This is a genomic window from Martinezella lusitana, from assembly GCF_900094565.1.
GTDB classification, from domain to species: Bacteria; Pseudomonadota; Alphaproteobacteria; order Rhizobiales; family Rhizobiaceae; genus Rhizobium; species Rhizobium lusitanum.
On record NZ_FMAF01000002.1, the window covers coordinates 102,190 to 122,543 of the forward strand.

Below are 20,354 nucleotides of genomic sequence, written 5' to 3' on the forward strand. Positions count from 1 at the left end.
CCAGCTTATCTGCCGTCGATCTGCTGACCAATATAGGCGATTGCCTGCTGATAGACCTTTGCGTCGTTCCAGCCGGCAATGGCTGAGAAGTTCGGTTCGCCAGGCTGGTAGCCGGCGCCGGGTTGCCAGCCATGACCGCGCAGGAAGTTCGCCGTCGAAGCAAGCGCGTCTGCGCGCGATCCCACAAGGTCGACCCTGCCATCGCCATCTTCATCGACGCCGAAGGCAACGACGTTTTTCGGCATGAACTGCGTCTGACCGATTTCGCCGTGGGCAGCGCCACGGGCCGACGGGCTGAGGTAGCCCTCGCCGACAAGCTTGAGGGCAGAGTAGAGCTGCTCGGTGAAGAATGCGGAACGGCGGCAATCATAGGCAAGGGTCGAGACGGCCGAGAGCGTATGCTGATCGCCCATGAAGCCGCCGAAGCCGGTTTCCATACCCCAGATGGCGATAATCGGGCCTGGGGGCACGCCGAAGTGCTTCTCGATCTTGGAGAAGAGCGCGGCATTGGCCTGCTTCATGCTCTTGCCGCGATTGATGATCGACTGGCCGCCGCGCTTCTTCATGAATTCCTCGAAGGAAAGCTTGAAGCTCTTCTGGCCGCGATCGGCCCGGATGGTGGGCTGATTGTAATGGACGTTGGCGAAGGCCCGATCGAGGACCGACGGGCTGACGCCCTGTCCTTGCGCTTCCCGCTTGAATTCCTGCACCCAGTTCTCGAAGCCGGCGGAAGTGTTGCCACAGGATGCCGCATTCGCGGCAATCGGCGTCGCCAGCAACAACCCGCCCGCCACGAGAGTTGCCATTCCAGACTTTGTGATGCGCATTCAGTTTCCCCGAATTCTTACCGCGCCGCAAACGCGGTAACCGTTTTTGAATGGCGCATAAGCCCTCCAATCCGGGCTCGTGCGCGGTCTAGTCTTCACTGGACCATGCCAGCATCCGACCGTCCTGTCATTATCACATTTTAGCGACCGATGTTTTCGCTTCACGGGAAGCATCGCCGCCAAAGGCATTTGCAAAAGCCCCGCCTTTCGGTCCGAAATGGCGAGGCTTCCATTTTAATCCTGCTTAGCTGGCGAAGATTTATAAACCGTAAATTGGTTTAGGAATGCTTATGCAGCCTGCTTACGTGGCTTGATCAGGCCGCGGTTGATGAGCAGTTCGGCAATCTGAATGGCGTTCAGTGCCGCACCCTTGCGCAGGTTGTCGGAAACGACCCAGATGTTGAGGCCGTTTTCGACGGTGGCATCCTCGCGGATGCGCGAAATATAGGTCGCGTCTTCGCCGGCGCACTCGTAAGGCGTGATATAGCCACCGTTTTCGTGCTTGTCGATGACGAGGCAACCTGGCGCCTCGCGCAGGATATCGCGAGCCTGATCGGCTGATATCTCGTTTTCGAACTCGATATTGACCGATTCAGAATGACCGATGAAAACCGGCACCCGGACAGCTGTGCAGGTGACCTTGATCTTCGGATCGAGCATCTTCTTGGTTTCGGCCAGCACCTTCCATTCTTCCTTGGTGTAGCCGTCTTCCATGAAGACGTCGATGTGCGGAATGACGTTGAAGGCGATGCGCTTGGTGAACTTCTTGTTCTCGATCGGGTCGGCGACGAAGACGGCGCGGGTCTGGTTGAACAGCTCGTCCATGCCGTCCTTGCCGGCGCCGGAAACGGACTGGTAGGTCGAGACCACGACGCGCTTGATCTTGGCGAAATCATGCAGCGGCTTCAGCGCAACGACGAGCTGCGCGGTCGAGCAGTTCGGATTAGCGATGATGTTGCGCTTGGTGAACTGCGTGATGGCATCCGGGTTCACTTCCGGCACGATCAGCGGCACGTCGGCGTCGTAGCGCCATGCGGACGAGTTGTCGATGACGACGCAGCCCTGGGCGCCGATCTTCGGCGAGTACTTCTTCGAGACATCGCCTCCGGCCGACATAAGGCAAATGTCGGTGTTGGAGAAATCGTAGTTCTCCAGGTTGGAAACCTTCAGCGTCCGGTCGCCGAAGGAAACTTCGGTTCCCTGCGAGCGGGCCGACGCGAGCGCCACGACCTCATCGGCCGGAAAACCGCGTTCGGACAGGATATTGAGCATTTCGCGGCCGACATTCCCGGTCGCGCCCGCTACTGCAACTTTGAAACCCATTTCTCAAGCTCTCTTTCTCTTCTCTCCTCTTTGGCGAGGGGGGAACTGCGGCCATGACGACCGGTTCCTGTCCCCGACCGAGCCGGGGAGAGAGCGGCAGGCCAGAGACGTCAGACGGTTTTCGTCGTCGTTTTGGCCTTGGTTTTGGAAGAAACCGGAAAATAGACATCCAGCCCGGCATATTCCGCCAGGTGACTGAAGCCGTCGATCTGCTCGAAGCGAACCATGGAAGTCTTCCTTTTCCGTCGCCGGTTCTAAGAGGTTTTCCACAGGAGTCAAGGATTTCCTCGTTTCCGCAGAAGCGGGAGCGAGGAAATCGAGATTATGGCATCCATCGCGGTCGTTATGTCCGAAGGCGGGCAGTGCCGCGGTTAGCGGTTGGTGTTGCGCGTGGATTCGAACAGGAACCAGGTGCGGCGTTCCGTCTCGTCCAGCCAGTTCTCAAGAAGGCTGGCGGTGGCGATATCGCCATATTCGTCGCAGACGTCATGGGCCGCGCGGATTTCGGCAGCAAGCTTGAGGTTGTTATCCGCCAATTCGGCGAGCATGTCCTGGGGATCGACATATTCGGCGTCGTTGTCGGGGATGCGCTGCAGCCTGGCAATATTGCCGATCGACCGCAACGTCGTTCCGCCGATCTTCCTGGCTCGCTCTGCCATCGGGTCGGTCATGGCGAAGATCTGATCGCCCTGTTCGTCCAGAAGCAAGTGATAGTCGCGAAAATGCGGGCCGCTCATATGCCAATGGAAATTCTTGGTTTTCAGATAGAGGGCAAAGACATCCGCCAGCAGCGCGTTCAGCGCTGCGGAAATATCGCGTGTCGCTTCTTCACTGAGATTGGTGCGGGTACCCAGTTTCGATTTGGTGTTAGCGGTATTCATAAAGTCGTCCTCCGTTTTGATGTTCGCGACAGTGATCGCCGGCGGATCTTGAAGGAATTCGATGACATTCGCTGTTGCGTGGGATCGCATTGCAGACAGGAGCTATTTTGAGGTTTCGCGGACGAGATGTCGCTTCGCGGCACGGTCGACTGCGATGCTGTGCGGAAAACCCGAACATTTGCAGTAAATAGGAAAACGGGGTCGTTTTGCAATCGTTCGCTAACATATTGGCTCGGCGCCACAGCCGGCCGTATAAAGCCGCCCTCCTCCTGGAGAGCGGCTTCGCCGTGAAGCCTATTTCAGGCCGCCGCCGGCATAGAGGGTTTCCCCCGTCAACCAGTTCGAATCCTTCGAGGCAAGGAAGACCGCGATCGGGGCGATGTCGGTCGGCTGGCCAAGGCGGCCGAGCGGCGTCTGCGAAACCATCTGCTTTTCGAAGTCGCTGCCGATGACGCCGGCCGCGATGACGCCCTCGGTCTCGACGCCGCCGGGCGAGATGGTGTTGACGCGGATGTTGCGAGGGCCGAGTTCCTTGGCAAGGATCTGAGTGATCGAGGTCACGGCCGCCTTGGTCGCCGTATAGACCGCGGTGGTCGGCAGATTCATGGTGACGGCGGTCGAGGCGATGTTGATGACATTGCCGCCTTCCGGGCCGAAATACTTCACCGCTTCCTGCGTCGTCAGCAGCGTGCCGAGGACGTTGATGTTGAATTCACGATGGAATTCCTCCTCGGTGATCTCTTCCAGAGACGCGAATTTGTAGACGCCGGCATTGTTGACGAGAATGTCGACGCCGCCAAAGGCCTGCTTAGCCTCTGCAAAGAGCCGCTTTACGTCTTCGGATTTTGATACGTCGCCGTGGACGGCGAGCGCCTTGCCGCCCTTGGCGGTGATTTCTGCCACCACCTTGTCGGCGCCTTCGCGGCTCGAGGCATAATTGACCACGACGGCCGCGCCTTCCTCGCCCATCGCCTTTGCGATGCCTGCGCCGATGCCCTTGGATGCTCCGGTCACGATCGCGACCTTGCCTGTCAGCTTGCTCATATTAGCTCCTGTAGAGAATTGTTAGACGATTTTACAATTGTCGAACTATTGGGCGTATGCGACCCGAAAACCGATCGGCATCGTCCGTTTGATATTTAGATAATCATCTAACTGATACAAGGGCAGGCGCCGACGACCGCAGACGAAATTGTCAGATTCTGGAAAGCTCCGCCATGTAGGCGGCCAGGATGTCGCGTCGCAACACAAGGTTTGCGAACTTGCCTTCACGCCGGATCTCGATGAGACCGGCGTTTTCAAGTTCCTTGAGATGGTGCGAAATCGTCGCGGCGCTGACGGTGTGGCACTGGTTGAGGACGCTGCAGGCCATGGGCTCGGTTCGCTTGCCGATTTCCTTCAGGATCTGCACGCGGCGCGGCTCGGCCAGCGCCCGGGAAATCAATCCCAGCTGCCTTTCGCTCAAACGTATCGGACCGGCATCCATGGTTTTCATCACAGTGGAAACGAAATCGGGTTGACCGCTTTGTGCGGCGGCTGTCCTCCCAGATATATGAATGCCCGATGACCTTGGCAACCTTTGCGATGCGCCAGGCATGAAGGCGCGTTCAGGCGAAAGGGAGTGCCCTGTCCCGCCTGTTCTGTGCGGAGACCGATCCGGTGTTTCGACGGAGATGCCGCAGGCGGCGCAATAGCCGCAGATCGATTTCAGATCAAAGGCTTGCTGGTCTTCAGCAGTGGCCATCTCGGTGTCGGCCAACCGGCATTGTTGATGCGGAAGAGCAGGCCGTAGCGGGAATAGACGATCGCCGTCATGAAGGAGAACCATCCACCGAGCGCCAGGCCGGCCATGACGTCGCTTGGATAATGCGCGCCGATCATGACGCGTGTGATCGCCAGCCAGAGGGCACATGCGGCGAAGATATAGCGATAGCGTGGGAGGAGGAAGGCAAGTGCCACGAACAGCGCGCCGATGGTGGTCGCATGGCCCGACGGGAAGCTCTCGAAGCTGGCACGGCCGTTGAACGGCGAGAAGCCGAACGGCCCCCAATCCGCGAAATGCATCGGGCGGGCGCGGCCGATGGCGCGCTTCAGCAGATTGGCGAGGAGACCTGAAAGCACGATGGTGGTCAGCAGATAGCCGCCAATCTGGCAGATACGCAGCGCCTGGCAGCGACAGCGTTGCGAGTGAAGCAACCTGCTGCCGGCCCAGCCTTCGAAGAACAGGAAGGCGCTGATGAGGATGATCCAGCCGGAATCGCCGAAATCGGTCAGCATTCCACCGAAGAAGCGAATGGATGGCGACAGGTTCTTGAGGGTTGCGCCGACGGGCCAGTCGAACAGCAGTGCGGAGAGAAGGACGATATTGGCCGTCAGGAAAAGACAGATCTTCCAATGGGATGGCGCAAGCCGTGCGTCGCTTCGCCGCCAACGTCTGTCGAGAGACGTCAAGATCGCCTGCATGTCCACCGTCCGTCGTCGAACTTCCACCAAGTCAACGATCAAGCCTAGCAGGCTCTTGTAACAGTATTTTTAAGGTGGCCGGCCATAGCTGCGCTGCCCGGAGGCTCGACGAAAAACCCCGCACTGCACAAGCAGAGCGGGGTTTCGTGTTTCACGTGAAATATATCAGGCGATTTATGCGGACAGGGCCTTGAATTCGGCGAGGATGGCGTCGCCCATCTCGGCGGTGCCGACCTGGCGGCTGCCTGCCGACATGATGTCGCCGGTGCGGATGCCGCTGTCGAGCACGTTGGCGATCGCCTTTTCCAGCGCATCGGCATCAGCCACGAGGCCGAAGGAGTAGCGCAGGCACATGGCGAAGGAGGCGATCATGGCGATCGGGTTGGCGATGCCTTTGCCGGCGATATCGGGCGCCGAACCATGTACCGGCTCGTAAAGCGCTTTGCGCTTGCCGGTCTTGGCGTCGGGAGCGCCGAGCGAGGCCGAAGGCAGCATGCCGAGCGAGCCGGTCAGCATGGCGGCGACGTCGGACAACATGTCACCGAAGAGGTTGTCGGTGACGATGACGTCGAACTGCTTCGGCTGGCGAACGAGTTGCATGCCGCCGGCATCGGCGAGCATGTGCTCGAGCTGGACGTCGGCATATTTTTCCTTGTGCGTGGCGGTAACGACCTGATTCCAGAGCACGCCTGATTTCATGACGTTGCGCTTTTCCATCGAGCAGACGCGATTGTTGCGGGTGCGTGCCAGTTCGAAGGCGACGCCGGCGATGCGCTCGATTTCATAGGTGTCGTAGACCTGGGTGTCGATGCCGCGCTTCTGGCCGTTGCCGAGATCGATGATCTCCTTCGGTTCGCCGAAATAGACGCCGCCGGTGAGTTCGCGCACGATCAGGATGTCGAGACCCTCGACCAGTTCCGGCTTCAGCGACGAGGCCGATGCCAGCGCCGGATAGCAGATGGCCGGGCGCAGGTTGGCGAAAAGCTGGAGATCCTTGCGCAGGCGCAGCAGGCCGGCTTCCGGGCGCACTTCGTAAGGCACCGCATCCCACTTCGGACCGCCGACGGCGCCGAAGAGAACGGCATCGGCGGCCATTGCCTTTGCCATATCGGCATCGGAGATCGCCGCACCGTGCGCATCATAGGCACTGCCGCCGACAAGGCCTTCGTCGGTGACGAAACCGGCATCCTTCGCCTCGTTCATATAGGCGATGATCTTGCGGACTTCGCCCATGGCTTCGGGGCCGATGCCGTCACCCGGCAGGAGGAAGAGATTGCGCACTGTCATGGGAAAGCCTCCGCGAAAGAAATAGGTTGCGGGTTCTTAGACCTGCAAATGCGGCTTTTCAAGCGAGGAAGGGCGCGAAACGGTACGGTTTTCGGGAGTTTGGGGTGCCATCTGTCGACCATCGCATCTTTCGACGTCGGCTTGTTCGGTCAGGGCTTTCTATCTATAAATGGCCATGCATAAACAAATACGAGCAATTTTTACTGACACTACCATCCGGGTTTATCAGGCTTATGGCGATCAGATCGCCGATATAGCGCTTCGGCAGGGCACTTTTGCAGCGCCGTTCAGTTTCTCGCGAATGACCTGGATCAAACCGTCTTTTCTCTGGATGATGTATCGCTGCGGCTGGGGTCTCAAGGATGAGAACCAAAAGCGGGTGCTGGCCATCGATATCGATCGCGCCGGTTTCGAGCGGGCCTTGTCGATGGCATGCCTGAGCCACTTCGACCCGGAGCTTTATACCAGCGAGACGGCTTGGAAGGAAAAGCTTCAGGTCAGTATGGTTCGGATTCAGTGGGATCCGGAGCGAGACATCTTTTTCCGACCTTTGCCCCATCGGTCGCTTCAGATCGGTCTCAGCGGCGATACCGTACCGTTATATGCCGAAGAGTGGATCAAGAAGATCACTGATGTCACTGAGCAGGCTTTGCGCCTCAAGAAGGCGGTTGACGCAGGAGATCAGACCTATCTGGACACGCATCTGCCGCAAGAGCAGCCATATCCGCTGCCGCGTTCAATTGCCTTGGCGATTGGCGCAGTGGTCGATTGATGGACCTGACCGCTGCGGCGATGTGTGACGCATAGCTAGCCGGCCTCTGGCGCAAGACCAGAGACCGATGTCATCTGTTCCGTTTACTCAGCCAGGCCGAGCGAGGCCAGATAGGTAGCCGATGCCGGGATCTTCGACTTGTCCTTGATCTCGATGATCAGGCGCGGGTTATTGTTAAGCTTGGCAAGGGCGGCAAAGACGGCACGCCAGTGAATATTGCCTTCGCCGAGGCTCCAGTGGCGATCGGCATAGCCATCGGCATCCTGCAGGTGGACGTGCTGCAGGCGGTTGCCGGCGGCGTGGACATAGTAGTCGACCGGCGGCGCGCCGGTGTAGCCATGGGCGTAATGGGCATGGCCGGTATCGATCGAAACGGCGACGGCGGGCGAATTGAAGCTGTCGGCGAGGCCGACGCGGATATGGGGATCCTTGTCCTCGATGTTTTCGATGACCATGGTCAGTCCGATGTCTTCGGCGCGCTTCACCGCATCCTTGAGCGTCAGATGCGTATATTCGATGATCTTCTCGCGCTCGCCCTTGTTGTTGTCGAGGTTGTTGTAGGACCAGGACGTATAGGGGCTATGGATGACCATCTGCGTGGCGCCGATATTGGCGCAGACGTCGAGTGCCTGCAGCAGCCGCTTGGAAACGACGGCGCGGATCTCCGGATCCTGCGAGGCGATGACGAAACCCCAGAACGGGCCGTGGATGCCGAGGCGGCCTTCATGGCCGTCAAGCAGCTTGCGGGCGCGCTCGGCCAGCGGCTGCCAATCGCCATTCAGGACTTCGGCTTCGACGAAGCTCTGCAGTTCCAGATCGCGCGGCTTTTCGAGCAGCCAGTTGCGATGAGTTTCGACGTCGGAGAGCGTCATGGCGGCGCCGACAATAGGGAGGGAAGTCATGGAGAGGCTCCATTGCGTGGAGAGGAATTAGGACGGGAGGAGAGGCCGCAACGGCCTCGGCAGGCTTATATGGACCCCCTTCTTGTCGATCATATTACAGCGGGTGGAAAAGATGGTGCCCGATCCGTTTTCCGAGATTTGCGTTCCCCGGTTCTTGAGCGTGTAATTGCGGGACAGTCCCCTCTCCCGCTTGCGGGGAGAGGGAGTCCTCCGCATGAAAAAAGCCGGGCTGCAAGGCCCGGCTTCGAAGTGCAAAACAATGATGAAATCGATCAGGCGGCCCAGGGATGAGCGGCGGCGTTCGACTTTTCGAACTTGTCGATCGCAGATGCCTTTTCCAGCGTCAGGCCGATATCGTCGAGGCCGTTCAGCAGGCAGTGGCGCTTGAATTCGTCGAGTTCGAACTTGAGCGAGCCGCCGTCCGGGCCGGTGATTTCCAGGTTTTCCAGATCGACCGTCAGAATGGCGTTGGAGCCGCGCGAAGCGTCGTCCATCAGCTTGTCGAGATCTTCCTGGCTGACCTTGATCGGCAGGATGCCGTTCTTGAAGCAGTTGTTGTAGAAGATGTCGGCGAAGCTGGTCGAGATGACGCAGCGGATACCGAAATCGAGCAGCGCCCAAGGAGCGTGCTCGCGCGAGGAGCCGCAGCCGAAATTGTCGCCGGCGATGAGGATCTTCGCATTCTGATAGGCCGGCTTGTTCAGCACGAAATCCGGATTCGGCGAACCATCTTCGTTGTAGCGGGCTTCAGCGAACAACCCCGTACCGAGACCGGTGCGCTTGATGGTCTTCAAATAATCCTTCGGGATGATCATGTCGGTGTCGACATTGACGACCGGGAGCGGTGCTGCAACACCGGTCAACTTCACGAACTTGTCCATGGGGTCCTGCCTTCATTTTCGTCTAAGCACGAATTATCCTGCCAATAGAGCAAATCCGGCCCGAAATGAAGGAGAATCTTGGAGATGCTCTAAAACCGGCGCTTTGGTCGCAATCCGCCTTCAGGAACATGCCTGGGATTGGTGCGAGCGCATTCGACAGTGGGCAATAGGCTGCCCCCTGCCCTGTGTTCGACCTCAGAGATCGATAATCGTGCCGCGACCGTCGTTCCAGATGCGCATTTCGCGCTGGCTGTTCGTCTTGGCGCGCACCGGCGCAGGCTTCATGCGAAGCGAAATCGCGCGGGCTGCCATGAGCACGGTCAGGATACCGCCGACGGCAAGCGTGAGCGAAACGGTAAACAGCGCCATGGCTGCAAACACGGTGATACCGGCAAGAGCAATGAACAGGGAACGGATATTCTGCATGGTCGAGACCTCTCTACTTACGGCAATGTGGTCCTCTTCCTTTCCATCTGCAAGAGGAGCGTGGCTTTTTGTTGGCTTGCCTGCCGATTAAAAGCGCGGCAAAACGACACTATGAGCCAATCATCCTTCTCTCGTCCCGCCCGCCTGCGCCGCTCGGTGTTGAGCGTTCCCGCTATCAACCGGCGCGCTCTGGAAAAGCTTGATAGCCTCGATTGCGATGCCGTCATCTTCGATCTCGAAGATTCCGTCTCGCCGGAGAAGAAGGCCGAGGCGCGGGATAATTTACGGAGATTCTTCGCCGCCTCGCCGCTATCAGGCAAGGAGCGGGTCATTCGCATCAATGCGCTTTCCTCCAATTTCGGTGCCGACGATCTGGACCTGGTTCAGGCGCTCGAGCCGGATGCGGTGCTGTTGCCCAAGGTGGACGAGCCGCAGGACGTGATTGATGTCAGCGACAGGCTGGCCGAGGCGGATGCGTCGGAGAGCCTGCGCATCTGGGCGATGATCGAGACGCCACGCGGCATCCTGAATGCGGCTTCGATCGCCGAGGCCGGGCGCACGTCGGGCAGCAGGCTCGATTGCTTCGTTGTCGGTCTCAACGACCTCAGGAAGGAAACCGGCGTGTTGCCGCAGCCGGGCCGCGCCTATCTCGTTCCCTGGCTGATGCAGGTGGTGCTGGCCGTGAGCGCCTACGGGCTTGAGGCCCTCGACAGCGTTTTCAACGATTTCAAGGATATGGAGGCGTTCGACGCCGAATGCGGCCAGGGCGCCGCCATGGGCTTTTTCGGCAAGATGCTGATCCATCCGAGCCAGATCGAAGCCGCCAACCGGCATTTCGGTCCGGATGCAACAGCCATTGCCGAGGCTGAGGCCATCATCGGCGCCTTTGCCGCGCCGAACGCTGCTGATCTCAATGTCGTGAACCTCGGCGGGCGGATGGTGGAGCGGCTGCATCTTGTCCAGGCAGAGAGACTGGTTCATAAAGCTCGCCTGATCGCAGCACGCCATCACCCTTCGACACGCTCAGGGTGAGGGCTGATATCCTATGAAAGACGCTTTGATGAAACTCTACCGCTTCCTCACCGGGCCCGACGACGCTTCCTTCTGCCACAAGGTATCAGCGGCGCTGAACAAGGGCTGGGAACTGTCGGGCTCGCCGACCTACGCCTTCAATGCGGCCACCGGCCAGATGCAGTGCGGCCAGGGTGTCGTCAAGGAAGTCGCGGGAAAGGATTACGATCCTGAGATGAAGCTTTCCGAGCAGTAAGTACCGGGTACCTCGTGCCCTTCCCCTGACCGTCCTGCGGTCGGGGTCTGATGTCATCGATCCGTCGCTTCTTCCGCGCTTTCCTCGATGCGCTCCATGTCCTCGTCGCTCAGGCCGAAATGATGGCCGATCTCGTGGATCAGGACATGGGTGATGATGTCGCCGAGGGTTTCCTCGTTTTCCGCCCAGTAATCGATGATCGGCCGACGATAGAGGCGGATCTTGTTGGGCATCTCGCCGGTCTGGGCGGTGAAGCGCTCGGATATGCCGCGACCCTCGAAAAGGCCGAGCAGGTCGAAGGGCGTTTCCAGCGCCATGTCCTCGAACACATCGTCATCGGGAAAATCCTCGATGAGGATGATGAGGTTGCCGGTGAGCGAGCGAAATTCGTCCGGCAAGTGGCTGTAAGCCTCCATGGCCAGAGATTCGAATGTGCTGATTGAGGGCGCGTGGCGGTCCCGCCAATCCTCGCTCTGGTCAATGCGAGCCATGAATGCTTCCTTCCTTCGCTGGTCATATAGAGCCTTTGCGCCGCTTTTACGAGTGCGGATTAAGGCAAAGGAATATTTTCTTATAAATTGGTGTTGACTCTTTTTCCGACCTCTGGAATCCATAAGAACATAACAGGAACATAAATGATCTGGAGATAACGTCATGGCCGAAGCCGCCGTGGCGCGGGAAACGTTTTTTGCCCTGCGTGAAACTATTGCCCGACTTGAAGGCAGGCCTATACCGGCGCTGGCCGCGGCGGCGCGCGAAACGCTGGCGGAGAAGGCGAGACCCGGTTCTGCAGGTGTTGCCCAGCCATTGCTTGCGACCGGCGTCGACGACCTCGATGCGGCGATGCAGGGCGGTGTTCCCCTTGATGGTCTGACCGAGGTCCGCTCGCTGGGCCTGCGCGATGCGGGGGCGGCCAGCGGCTTTACCCTTGCTCTTGCCGCGCGGCTTCATGCGCAAGCTGCCGGCACAGGTGCTGCCGTATCCCCGGTTCTATGGATCGGCGATACGGTCGCCACGATGGAGGCGGGCCTGCCCTATGCCATCGGTATCGGAGATTTCGGACTGGAGCCGACGGCATTCCTGCAGGCTTCGCCACGCAAGCTGGAAGATGCGCTCTGGCTGGCGGAGGCAGCACTTGCCAGCGCCGCCTTTGCGGTCGTCATCCTGGAGGTGCGCGGCAATCCCGCCCGCTTCGGGCTGACCGAAAGCCGGCGGTTGGCGCTGAGGGCCAAGGCGGCGGAGCGGCCCTTGTTTCTGTTGCGGCAAGGAGGCGAGGAGGAGGCAAGCAGCGCCCTCTTCCGCTTCTCTGTCGAACCCGCGCCGGCGCAGGCGCGGCCCCTGCCGGACGGATCGGTGCTTGGCGGCAGCATCGGTCATCCGGCCTTTCGTCTGACCTTGGAAAAGAGCCGTAACCCGGCGCCTCTTTCCATAACCCTGGAGTGGAATGCCCATGACCGCCGCTTTGCCCTTGTCCCCGATGCTCAGCACCCTGCCCTTCCCGGCGAACACGCAGCGCATTCTGGCGCTGACCTTTCCGCATCTGCCCACCGACCGGATCGCCCGCAAGCGCTGGGGCCTGTCCTGGCGTTCGACAGGCCGGCTTGAAACGCCGCCGCTGGTCTGCGCCGGCAAGCTGAACAATGCCATGCGGCTGACCGCGCTCAACGAGCGGGCGGAGATGATCGGGCTGAAGCCGGGCCAGGGCGTGGCCGAGGCGAGGGCGATCTGCCCGACCCTCGATGTCGTCGAGGAGGAACCCTCGGCGGATCGCAAGCTGCTGGAAGCGATCGCCGATTGGTGCGATCGCTATACGCCGCTGGTGGCGATCGACGGCAAGGATGGGCTGTTTCTCGATATTACAGGCTGCGCTCATCTCTTCGGCGGTGAGGAGGCGCTGCTCGAGGATATATTGATCCGGATTTCCCGGCTGGGGCTCGACGTGCGCGGCGCCATTTCCTCGGCGCCGGGCCTGTCCTGGGCGGTCGCCCGTTTCGAGGAAAGCCGCATCGTTCCCCCAGAAGCCATGGAGGAGGCGTTGGCGCCGTTGCCGGTGGCTTCGCTGCGGCTCGGCGAGGAGACGATTGCCGCGTTGCAGAAGCTGGGGTTGAAGCAGGTGGGCGATCTTCTGGCCGCACCGCGCGCACCGCTTGCCCGCCGGTTCGGCGCGCAGCTGCCGTTGCGGCTCGATCAGGCCGTTGGGCTGGTCGAAGAGCCGATTTCGCCGCGCCGGTCGGTCGCGCAATTGTCTGTCGAGCGCCGGCTTGCCGAACCGGTACAGGCGGAAGCCGATATTCTGCAGCTCGCCCGCCAGCTTGCCGAAACGCTGAAACCGGGGTTGGAAGCGCGTGGTGTCGGAGGCCGCTCCTTCGAGCTTTTGCTGTTCAGGGTGGATGGGGCGGTATTCCGCATTGCCGCCGGGGCATCGCAGCCGCTGCGGGAGCCGAGCCGAATCGCCAGCCTGTTCACCGAGCGTTTTACCGCCATTCATGACGATCTCGATGTGGGATACGGCTTCGAGATCGTCCGCCTGAATGTCCTGCAGCATGCACCCTTCGAGGCGATGCAGGGTGATTTCGTTGGAGAAGGCCGGCAGGGCACGTCGCTTGCTGCCTTCGCCGACCGGGTCGCGGCGCGGCTGGGACCGGATTGCCTGCAGGGTTTCGAGCTCAGGGAAAGTCATATTCCCGAACGGGCCGCCCGACCGGTGCCCGCCATGGAAATCCTCGCCGCCCATAGGCGGACAGGCAGCGACTATGCCGGCCACGGCTTTTTCCGGGGTGAACGGCCGCTACGGTTGTTTCGCATGCCGGAACTGATCGAAACCGTTGCTGCCGAAGTACCTGACGGGCCGCCCCGGCAATTCCGCTGGCGGCGCGTCATGCATCGGGTAAGCCGAGCCGAAGGGCCGGAGCGGCTTTCGGCGGAATGGTGGATCGAGGAGGAAGAAACGCCGGCCCGCGATTATTTCCAGGTCGAGGACGAGGAGGGCCATCGTTTCTGGCTGTTCCGCAAGGGTCTCTATGGCCGAGGCGAGACGGCGCCGGACTGGTACATGCACGGAGTTTTCGCATGAACGCGCGTCCGAGCTTTCACGAGCCTGTGCCCTTCTTCGAGATCGGAGTGAGAACGAACTTCTCCTTTCTCGAAGGAGCCTCGCATCCGGAGGAGATGGTGGTACAGGCCGCCCGCCTGAAGCTTTCCGGATTTGGGATTGCCGACCGCAATTCGGTTGCCGGCGTGGTCAAGGCACATGCGCATACCAAGCTTCTCCAGACGAAATATAAGGAAACTATCAAGGAGAATCTGGAGCTTCGAGCCAAAGGGAAGCCGGAAAAGCCGCTCCTGAAGCCGGTCGCTTTCCAGCCCGGCGCTCGCCTGGTCTTTTCGGACGATACGCCCGACATTCTTGCTTATCCGCAGAATCGCAAGGGTTGGGCGCACCTTTGCCGGCTGTTGAGCGCCGGCAATCTCAAGGCTGAGAAAGGCTCCTGCACGCTTGAAGAAGCCGACCTGATGGTATGGGGTGACGAGATGATGCTGGCGCTCGTTCCCAACGCTGAGAGCGTGGAGACGCCGGAAGGGCAGGAGAAGCTGGAGCAATGCCTGGCGCGGCTATGGATGCGCTTCGGCAGGAAGCTCCATATGGTGCTGTCGCCTGCCTATGACGGGCGGGATCGGCTGGTCTTTGCCACACTCTCCATCATTGCATTGCGCAACGGGGTGCGGCTGATCGCCAGCAACCAGCCGCTCTATCACGCAACAGAACGCAAGCCGCTTGCCGATATCGTCGTTTCGATCCGCGAGCATGTGACAATCGCGGAAGCGGGCTTCAGGCTCGCGGCCAATGCCGAGCGCTATCTGAAGGGTGCTGCCGAGATGGCGCGCCTTTTCAGGGATTATCCGAAGGCCGTGGCCAATACGCAGAAATTCTTTAGTCGGCTGTCTTTTTCGCTCGATGAGCTGAAGCATAATTATCCCGACGAAAGTGTTCCGGGCGAGGCGGTTTCTGAAACGCTGGAGCGGTTGACGCGGGAGGGTGCGAAATGGCGCTATCCCAATGGAATCTCTGAAAAGGTCGCCAAACAGATCGATCATGAGCTCAAGCTCATCCGCGAACGGCAATATGAGCCTTATTTCCTGACGGTGCATCGCATCATGGAATATGCCCGCAGTCAGAATATCTTGTGCCAGGGGCGCGGCTCTGCCGCCAATTCCACAGTCTGCTACTGTCTTCGAATTACCGAGGTCAATCCGGAGATCACGACACTTTTGTTCGAGCGTTTCATCTCGACGGAGCGCGAGGAGCCGCCGGATATCGATGTCGATTTCGAGCATGAGAAGCGCGAAGAGGTTATTCAGTTCATCTACCGGCATTATCATAAGGAGCATGCCGGGCTGACGGCGGCGGTGACCAGCTATCGGGCACGCTCGGCCGGTCGCGAAGTGGCTAAGGCCTTCGGCTTGTCGGAGGATGTGCAGTCAGCTCTTGCCAGCGGTGTCTGGGGCTGGTCGACGGAGGAACTGTCCGAACGCGAGGCCAAGCTTGCCGGTCTCAATCTCACCGACAAGACGACACGGAACGTCCTTTCCTATGCCGCGACGCTGATGGGGTTTCCGCGCCACCTGACTCAGCATGTCGGCGGCTTCGTCATCACCAGGGATCGGCTGGACGAGGTCGTGCCGATCATGCACACGGCGATGGACGATCGCTACATGATCGAGTGGAACAAGGACGATCTCGACAATCTCAACATATTGAAGATCGACGTCCTGGCCCTCGGCATGCTGACCTGCCTTGCCAAGGCTTTCGACCTGCTGCTGCTGCATTACGACGTTAAGAAGGAACTCGCCGATCTCGGGAGTGGCGAGTATCCCGACCGCGTACCTGTCTATGACATGATCTGCCGTGCCGACACGATCGGCGTCTTCCAGATCGAAAGCCGGGCGCAGATGAGCATGTTGCCGCGTCTCAAACCCCGCAGATTCTATGATCTGGTTATCGAGGTGGCGATTGTCCGGCCCGGTCCTATCCAGGGCAATATGGTGCATCCTTATCTCAAACGACGGGATGACGTTCTTCAGAATCGGCCGATCGATTACCATCGGCCTGAATTGAAGGCGGTTTTGGAAAGAACGTTAGGTGTTCCCCTATTTCAGGAACAGGCGATGCAGATTGCCATTACAGCAGCCGGATTTTCGGCGGCAAAAGCTGATCGTTTGCGCCGGTCCATGGCAACGTTCAAGCGGACAGGAAAGGTTGACGAATTCAAGCAGGACCTGGTTTCGGGCATGGTCGCGAACGGTTACCCTCAAGACTTTGCCGAACGCTGTTTTAGCCAGATTGAAGGTTTCGGCGAATATGGTTTCCCCGAAAGCCATGCGGCTTCGTTTGCCTTGCTCGTCTACGCCTCTTCCTGGCTGAAGACCTATTATCCCGATGTCTTCTGCGCGGCGATCCTCAATGCCCAGCCTATGGGCTTTTATGCACCGGCGCAGCTGGTGCGCGATGCGCGCGAACATGGCGTCGAGGTGCGGCCGGTGGATGTCAATCATTCCCGTTGGGATTGCCTGTTGGAGGAGGCGCGCTTCGATCAAGACTCGGTCGAGCCCCGCCATGCGTCGATGCGCGGCCACATCAAGACGAAATGTGCCGTCCGTCTCGGCTTCCGGCAGGTCAAGGGCCTGTCGGATGAGGAGATGGAACAGCTCGTCGAGCGTCGCGGCGATGGCTATCGGTCCGTGCGCGATCTCTGGCTGCGCTCCGGGCTTGCCAAGTCGCAGATCGAGCGCCTGGCGGATGCCGACGCTTTCGGTTCCATCGGCTTGAGCCGGCGTGAGGCGCTATGGGCGGTTCGGGCGCTCGATGCCGGCAGCGCTGCGGAAACACTTCCCCTCTTCGATCTCGGCGACCATACGGACCTGCAGCTCGAGCCGGCGGTCGCACTGCCCGAGATGCTGCCCGGCGAGCAGGTCATCGAGGACTATCGCTACCTGTCGCTGTCCCTGAAGGCGCACCCGGTTTCGTTCCTGCGTGCCGACTTCGCCAACATGGGCATCGTGCAGAACCGGGATCTGCCCAATGTGGCGAATGGGCGGATGGTGACGATCGCGGGTCTGGTGCTGGTACGCCAGCGGCCGGGCTCGGCGAATGGGGTGATCTTCATGACGCTGGAGGACGAGACGGGTGTCGGCAATGCAATCGTCTGGCCGAAAATGTTCGAAAAATACCGCGCCATCGTCATGGGTGCGCGGCTGGTGAAGATTCGCGGCCGCCTGCAGAGCGAGAGCGGTGTCATCCATGTGGTGGTCGACTATATCGAGGATATGACCGCGGCGCTCGGTATTCTGCAGCGCGAGGCGCGGCGCTTCGGCGTCAGCGACCGGGCGGATGAAGCGCTGCGGCCAACCATGGACCACCGACAAAAGAAAAGACGTGTATCGCCCGACCCGCTGGAGCACGAGGCCGGGGCAGCGACGGAAGGCCGCACCGATATTGTCGAAACGGCGAAGGTGATGCCGCGAGGCCGCAACTTTCATTGAAATGCAGAGGTTTGCATCCGGGGCCCATAGGCCACCGGTGTCGCCTGCCGATCAAAATGAATCGTTTCTTTCTTGACAAAGAGCGTCTTCTTTAGCAGATAACAAGACAGCAAGTGTCATGTTTGACGGGCTGAGCGAAGAATGCTGGTTTGTAGCTGTAATTACATCACCGACAAGGAAATCCGGGACGTCATCAACGAGTTCCTGGATGAGGACTGTTGGCAGCTCATCGTCCCCGCCAAGGTTTATCACGCCATGTCGAAGCGCGGTCGCTGCTGCGGATGTTTCCCGAATGTCGTTGATATCATTATACAGACAACCGAGGACTATCATGCCCGTCGTCACTCGACGGAAGCAGAAATATTTGATTTCATGTCCCGCTTGAAAAAATTTCATGAAGACAGCAGGAGAGCGGACATTGAAAGGCGACAAAAAAGTCATCGAGCGGCTTAACGAGGCACTGTTCCTCGAGCTTGGCGCAGTTAATCAGTATTGGGTCCATTACCGACTTCTCGAAGATTGGGGCTATACCAAGCTGGCAAAGAAGGAGCGTGCGGAATCCATAGAGGAGATGCAGCACGCAGATCGCCTCGTTGCTCGCATCATCTTCCTCGAGGGACATCCGAACCTGCAGACGCTGGCACCGCTGCGTATCGGCCAGAATGTCAAGGAAGTACTGGAGGCCGATCTCGCCGGCGAATACGACGCCCGCACGGCCTACAAGAAATCGCGCGACATCTGTCATGACGCCGGCGACTACGTCTCGATGAAGCTGTTCGAAGAGCTGCTGATGGATGAGGAAGGCCATATCGACTTCCTGGAAACCCAGCTCGAGCTGCTCGGAAAGATCGGCGAAGCCAAGTACGGCCAGCTGAACGCCGATTCTGCTGACTCAGCAGAATAACTGGTATCACGAAGCCGGCCGCTTTTTGAGCGGCCGGATCCCCCCGTTCAGTCTTCGGCCTGCAGACCCGCCAGGTGCTCGAATTCGGCGACCACCTGTTCGTAGACCGATCGCTTGAAGGCGACGATAAGCTCAGGCAGCGTTGCCATGGGCTTCCATCCCCAGGCGTCGAATTCCGGTTCATGGCCGCCCGGCGGTGGGTTGATGGCGATTTCGCTTTCGTCGCCGTCGAAGCGGAAGGCGAACCAGCGCTGGGTCTGGCCGCGGAATTTCCCTTTCAGGCCGATGCCGATCAGTTGCGAAGGCAAATCGTAGTTGATCCAGTCCTTCGCTTCGGCCAGTAGGCTCACCGTTTTCATCCCGGTTTCCTCATAGAGCTCGCGATAGGCGGCCTCCAGCGGATCTTCGCCCGCGTCGATGCCGCCCTGCGGCATCTGCCAGAGCTGCGGCGAGCCGTCATACTCGGAATTGCCGATCGGAATGCGCCGGCCGGCCCAGACCAGGCCATCGCGGTTGAGCACCATGATGCCGACGCAAGGGCGGTAGGGCAGGTCTTCGGCCTTCACGGGCGCGTGGGGCTTGCTCATCATTCTCTCCAAAGATCAGGGGTGCTTGGGGTCGTCGGCAAGCGCCGAGACCGCGACGATTTCGATGCCGCGCATGGCGGCTTCCTCACTCCACTTGCTGATGGCGTCGACGCTCTCGTCGAAGGCGGAGGCAACGCCGATCGCCGAGCCGTTGCGCCGGGCGATGCGCTCGAGCTCGTCGAGTTTCTTCATGACCGCATCCTGCTGCAATTCTCCGTCGAGCTGTACGTCAGCAAAGGCATGCGGTACCTCCAGCGTCTTGGCGAGCATTCCGGATTTCGATTGCGCCGAAGAGCCGTCGTCGAGGAAAAGCAGACCGCGCTTGCCGATGTCGCGCAGTACCGGCTCCATGGCGCTGGTATTGGAAAGGAACCGGCCGCCGAGATAGTTCATCACACCGGTATAGTTGGTGATCTCGCCCATCGCCTTGTGCAGGTTGTCGATATTCTTCGTAGCGGATAACGATGTCAGGAGGGTGTCGGGACCCGGATTGTTGCCCGGGTAGTCGAAGGGTTCGAAAGGCACCTGAATCAGGATCTCGTGGCCGCCGCGCCGCGCATCCTGCATCCAGCGCTGCAGGCTGTTGCCGCTGGCCGCAAAGGCGAGCGTTATCTCTTCCGGCAGTTTCTCGATGGCGCGCTGCGTGCCGGTCTGGCTGAGGCCGAGGCCGCTGACGACGATGGCGACGCGCGTGCCGCGTGCGCCGGACCAGGGTCTGGCATATTGATCCATCGGCCTCAAGCCGCTCGGCCCCGTGATCGGCAACTTGCCGAAGGGCGAATCCTCCAGCAGGCTGTCGTTCGGCGTTGCCGCCATGCGGGGGTCCTGGCCGATCTGATTGGCGTTGATCAATACCGGGCCGTTGCCATCGCGATTATTGGGGCTGAACATCGTGACCACGGAGCCGTCGCCGGTGACGATGCGCGTGGTATTGGCGCCGGATTGCGGATCGACCTGCGTCAGGCCCGTTGCCGCCGGCTTTTCTTCGACAGCAGGCGCGGGTTCTTCCTTCTTGGCGGTCTCGATCGGCTGGGTTTTCTTGAGATCGTCGCGCAGCAGCGCCGAATAAAGGGAAAAGCCGGCGATGGCGATCAGACAGAAGCCGCCAAGAATGCGCCCGAAGGGCGGCAGTCTCCGCTGACGGCCGGGGCCGCGATTCTGTCCCAGCGGTGCATGCAAATCCGTTCCCAAAGTCCGTATCCGCCCCAAACGGGAAATTGTTCCGGCCCTGAGCATTCCGCTTTCCAGCGTTGTCACGCAACGGAAAACCGCGCCTCAGGCTCAAAGTGTCAAA

Annotated in this window: 22 protein-coding genes; 8 read left to right on the forward strand and 14 right to left on the reverse strand. The window is 59.9% G+C overall.

What is annotated here, in order from left to right; genetic code table 11:
• Positions 1-5: 5 nt before the first annotated feature.
• From GA0061101_RS03760 to leuB, 7 genes are all read right to left on the reverse strand, one after another.
• Positions 6-827 (reverse strand): lytic murein transglycosylase, encoded by an 822-nt coding sequence (locus GA0061101_RS03760; protein WP_092573070.1) that lies wholly within the window; start codon positions 825-827, stop codon positions 6-8.
• A 288-nt stretch (positions 828-1,115) separates the two neighbouring features.
• The gene (locus GA0061101_RS03765) at positions 1,116-2,150 is read right to left on the reverse strand and encodes an aspartate-semialdehyde dehydrogenase (protein WP_037195667.1); all 1,035 of its coding nucleotides are present in this window, start codon (positions 2,148-2,150) and stop codon (positions 1,116-1,118) included.
• A gap of 371 nt (positions 2,151-2,521) precedes the next feature.
• Entirely contained in the window at positions 2,522-3,031 is a 510-nt protein-coding gene (locus tag GA0061101_RS03770) for a Dps family protein (protein WP_092573247.1), read from the reverse strand.
• A 294-nt stretch (positions 3,032-3,325) separates the two neighbouring features.
• A complete protein-coding gene (locus GA0061101_RS03775; RefSeq protein WP_047637637.1) occupies positions 3,326-4,075 on the reverse strand; it encodes an SDR family NAD(P)-dependent oxidoreductase in 750 nt (249 codons plus the stop codon).
• Positions 4,076-4,226: 151 nt separating this feature from the next.
• Positions 4,227-4,496 carry an ArsR/SmtB family transcription factor gene (locus GA0061101_RS03780; protein ID WP_245297434.1) on the reverse strand — a complete coding sequence of 90 codons (270 nt, stop codon included), beginning with the start codon at positions 4,494-4,496 and terminating at the stop codon, positions 4,227-4,229.
• Between the two features lie 242 nt (positions 4,497-4,738).
• On the reverse strand, positions 4,739-5,494 hold the full coding sequence (gene lpxE, locus GA0061101_RS03785) for a lipid A 1-phosphatase LpxE (RefSeq protein ID WP_092573071.1): 756 nt from the start codon (positions 5,492-5,494) through the stop codon (positions 4,739-4,741).
• A 174-nt stretch (positions 5,495-5,668) separates the two neighbouring features.
• Entirely contained in the window at positions 5,669-6,781 is a 1,113-nt protein-coding gene (leuB, locus tag GA0061101_RS03790; protein ID WP_047559420.1) for a 3-isopropylmalate dehydrogenase, read from the reverse strand.
• A 169-nt stretch (positions 6,782-6,950) separates the two neighbouring features.
• On the opposite strand from leuB, the gene GA0061101_RS03795 reads away from it, so the two are divergent.
• Positions 6,951-7,553 carry a DUF4291 domain-containing protein gene (locus tag GA0061101_RS03795; RefSeq protein ID WP_047559429.1) on the forward strand — a complete coding sequence of 201 codons (603 nt, stop codon included), beginning with the start codon at positions 6,951-6,953 and terminating at the stop codon, positions 7,551-7,553.
• 83 nt (positions 7,554-7,636) lie between these two features.
• On the opposite strand, the gene GA0061101_RS03800 is transcribed toward GA0061101_RS03795, so the two are convergent.
• The 3 genes from GA0061101_RS03800 to GA0061101_RS03810 form a co-directional block, all read right to left on the reverse strand.
• Positions 7,637-8,455 (reverse strand): sugar phosphate isomerase/epimerase family protein, encoded by an 819-nt coding sequence (locus tag GA0061101_RS03800; RefSeq protein WP_092573072.1) that lies wholly within the window; start codon positions 8,453-8,455, stop codon positions 7,637-7,639.
• 272 nt (positions 8,456-8,727) lie between these two features.
• Positions 8,728-9,336 carry a 3-isopropylmalate dehydratase small subunit gene (gene leuD / locus GA0061101_RS03805; protein ID WP_037195677.1) on the reverse strand — a complete coding sequence of 203 codons (609 nt, stop codon included), beginning with the start codon at positions 9,334-9,336 and terminating at the stop codon, positions 8,728-8,730.
• Positions 9,337-9,531: 195 nt separating this feature from the next.
• Positions 9,532-9,762 carry a hypothetical protein gene (locus tag GA0061101_RS03810; protein ID WP_037195680.1) on the reverse strand — a complete coding sequence of 77 codons (231 nt, stop codon included), beginning with the start codon at positions 9,760-9,762 and terminating at the stop codon, positions 9,532-9,534.
• Positions 9,763-9,873: 111 nt separating this feature from the next.
• Between GA0061101_RS03810 and GA0061101_RS03815 the strand changes: the two genes are divergently transcribed.
• Both GA0061101_RS03815 and GA0061101_RS03820 read left to right on the forward strand, forming a co-directional pair.
• The gene (locus tag GA0061101_RS03815) at positions 9,874-10,794 is read left to right on the forward strand and encodes an HpcH/HpaI aldolase/citrate lyase family protein (RefSeq protein WP_047637645.1); all 921 of its coding nucleotides are present in this window, start codon (positions 9,874-9,876) and stop codon (positions 10,792-10,794) included.
• A gap of 28 nt (positions 10,795-10,822) precedes the next feature.
• Positions 10,823-11,029 carry a DUF1737 domain-containing protein gene (locus GA0061101_RS03820; RefSeq protein WP_047559437.1) on the forward strand — a complete coding sequence of 69 codons (207 nt, stop codon included), beginning with the start codon at positions 10,823-10,825 and terminating at the stop codon, positions 11,027-11,029.
• A gap of 53 nt (positions 11,030-11,082) precedes the next feature.
• Here the strand turns inward: GA0061101_RS03820 and GA0061101_RS03825 are convergent, their stop codons facing one another.
• Positions 11,083-11,520 (reverse strand): metallopeptidase family protein, encoded by a 438-nt coding sequence (locus GA0061101_RS03825; RefSeq protein WP_034510894.1) that lies wholly within the window; start codon positions 11,518-11,520, stop codon positions 11,083-11,085.
• A 163-nt stretch (positions 11,521-11,683) separates the two neighbouring features.
• Between GA0061101_RS03825 and GA0061101_RS40005 the strand changes: the two genes are divergently transcribed.
• From GA0061101_RS40005 to GA0061101_RS03840, 3 genes are read left to right on the forward strand one after another with little or no spacing between them, the layout of a single operon-like run.
• A complete protein-coding gene (locus GA0061101_RS40005; RefSeq protein WP_245297435.1) occupies positions 11,684-12,634 on the forward strand; it encodes an ImuA family protein in 951 nt (316 codons plus the stop codon).
• Positions 12,635-12,674: 40 nt separating this feature from the next.
• Positions 12,675-14,102, forward strand: a complete 1,428-nt coding sequence (locus GA0061101_RS03835; protein WP_245297442.1) for a Y-family DNA polymerase — start codon at positions 12,675-12,677, stop codon at positions 14,100-14,102.
• The gene (locus GA0061101_RS03840; RefSeq protein WP_092573074.1) at positions 14,099-17,569 is read left to right on the forward strand and encodes an error-prone DNA polymerase; all 3,471 of its coding nucleotides are present in this window, start codon (positions 14,099-14,101) and stop codon (positions 17,567-17,569) included. The genes GA0061101_RS03835 and GA0061101_RS03840 overlap by 4 nt, the downstream gene beginning before the upstream one ends.
• Before the next feature lie 51 nt (positions 17,570-17,620).
• Here the strand turns inward: GA0061101_RS03840 and GA0061101_RS40010 are convergent, their stop codons facing one another.
• The gene (locus GA0061101_RS40010; RefSeq protein WP_312865279.1) at positions 17,621-17,863 is read right to left on the reverse strand and encodes a hypothetical protein; all 243 of its coding nucleotides are present in this window, start codon (positions 17,861-17,863) and stop codon (positions 17,621-17,623) included.
• On the opposite strand from GA0061101_RS40010, the gene GA0061101_RS03845 reads away from it, so the two are divergent.
• Together GA0061101_RS03845 and bfr are read left to right on the forward strand one after the other, a co-directional pair.
• The gene (locus tag GA0061101_RS03845; RefSeq protein ID WP_312865278.1) at positions 17,750-18,022 is read left to right on the forward strand and encodes a (2Fe-2S)-binding protein; all 273 of its coding nucleotides are present in this window, start codon (positions 17,750-17,752) and stop codon (positions 18,020-18,022) included. The two genes, GA0061101_RS40010 and GA0061101_RS03845, sit on opposite strands and share 114 nt — an antisense overlap.
• Positions 17,988-18,473 carry a bacterioferritin gene (gene bfr / locus GA0061101_RS03850; RefSeq protein ID WP_047559539.1) on the forward strand — a complete coding sequence of 162 codons (486 nt, stop codon included), beginning with the start codon at positions 17,988-17,990 and terminating at the stop codon, positions 18,471-18,473. Before GA0061101_RS03845 ends, bfr begins: the two co-directional genes overlap by 35 nt.
• 47 nt (positions 18,474-18,520) lie before the next feature.
• Here bfr and GA0061101_RS03855 read toward each other — a convergent pair whose 3' ends face one another.
• Both GA0061101_RS03855 and GA0061101_RS03860 read right to left on the reverse strand, forming a co-directional pair.
• The gene (locus tag GA0061101_RS03855; RefSeq protein ID WP_092573076.1) at positions 18,521-19,060 is read right to left on the reverse strand and encodes an RNA pyrophosphohydrolase; all 540 of its coding nucleotides are present in this window, start codon (positions 19,058-19,060) and stop codon (positions 18,521-18,523) included.
• Positions 19,061-19,075: 15 nt separating this feature from the next.
• Entirely contained in the window at positions 19,076-20,251 is a 1,176-nt protein-coding gene (locus GA0061101_RS03860; protein WP_092573077.1) for a divergent polysaccharide deacetylase family protein, read from the reverse strand.
• Between the last annotated feature and the right edge of the window lie 103 nt (positions 20,252-20,354).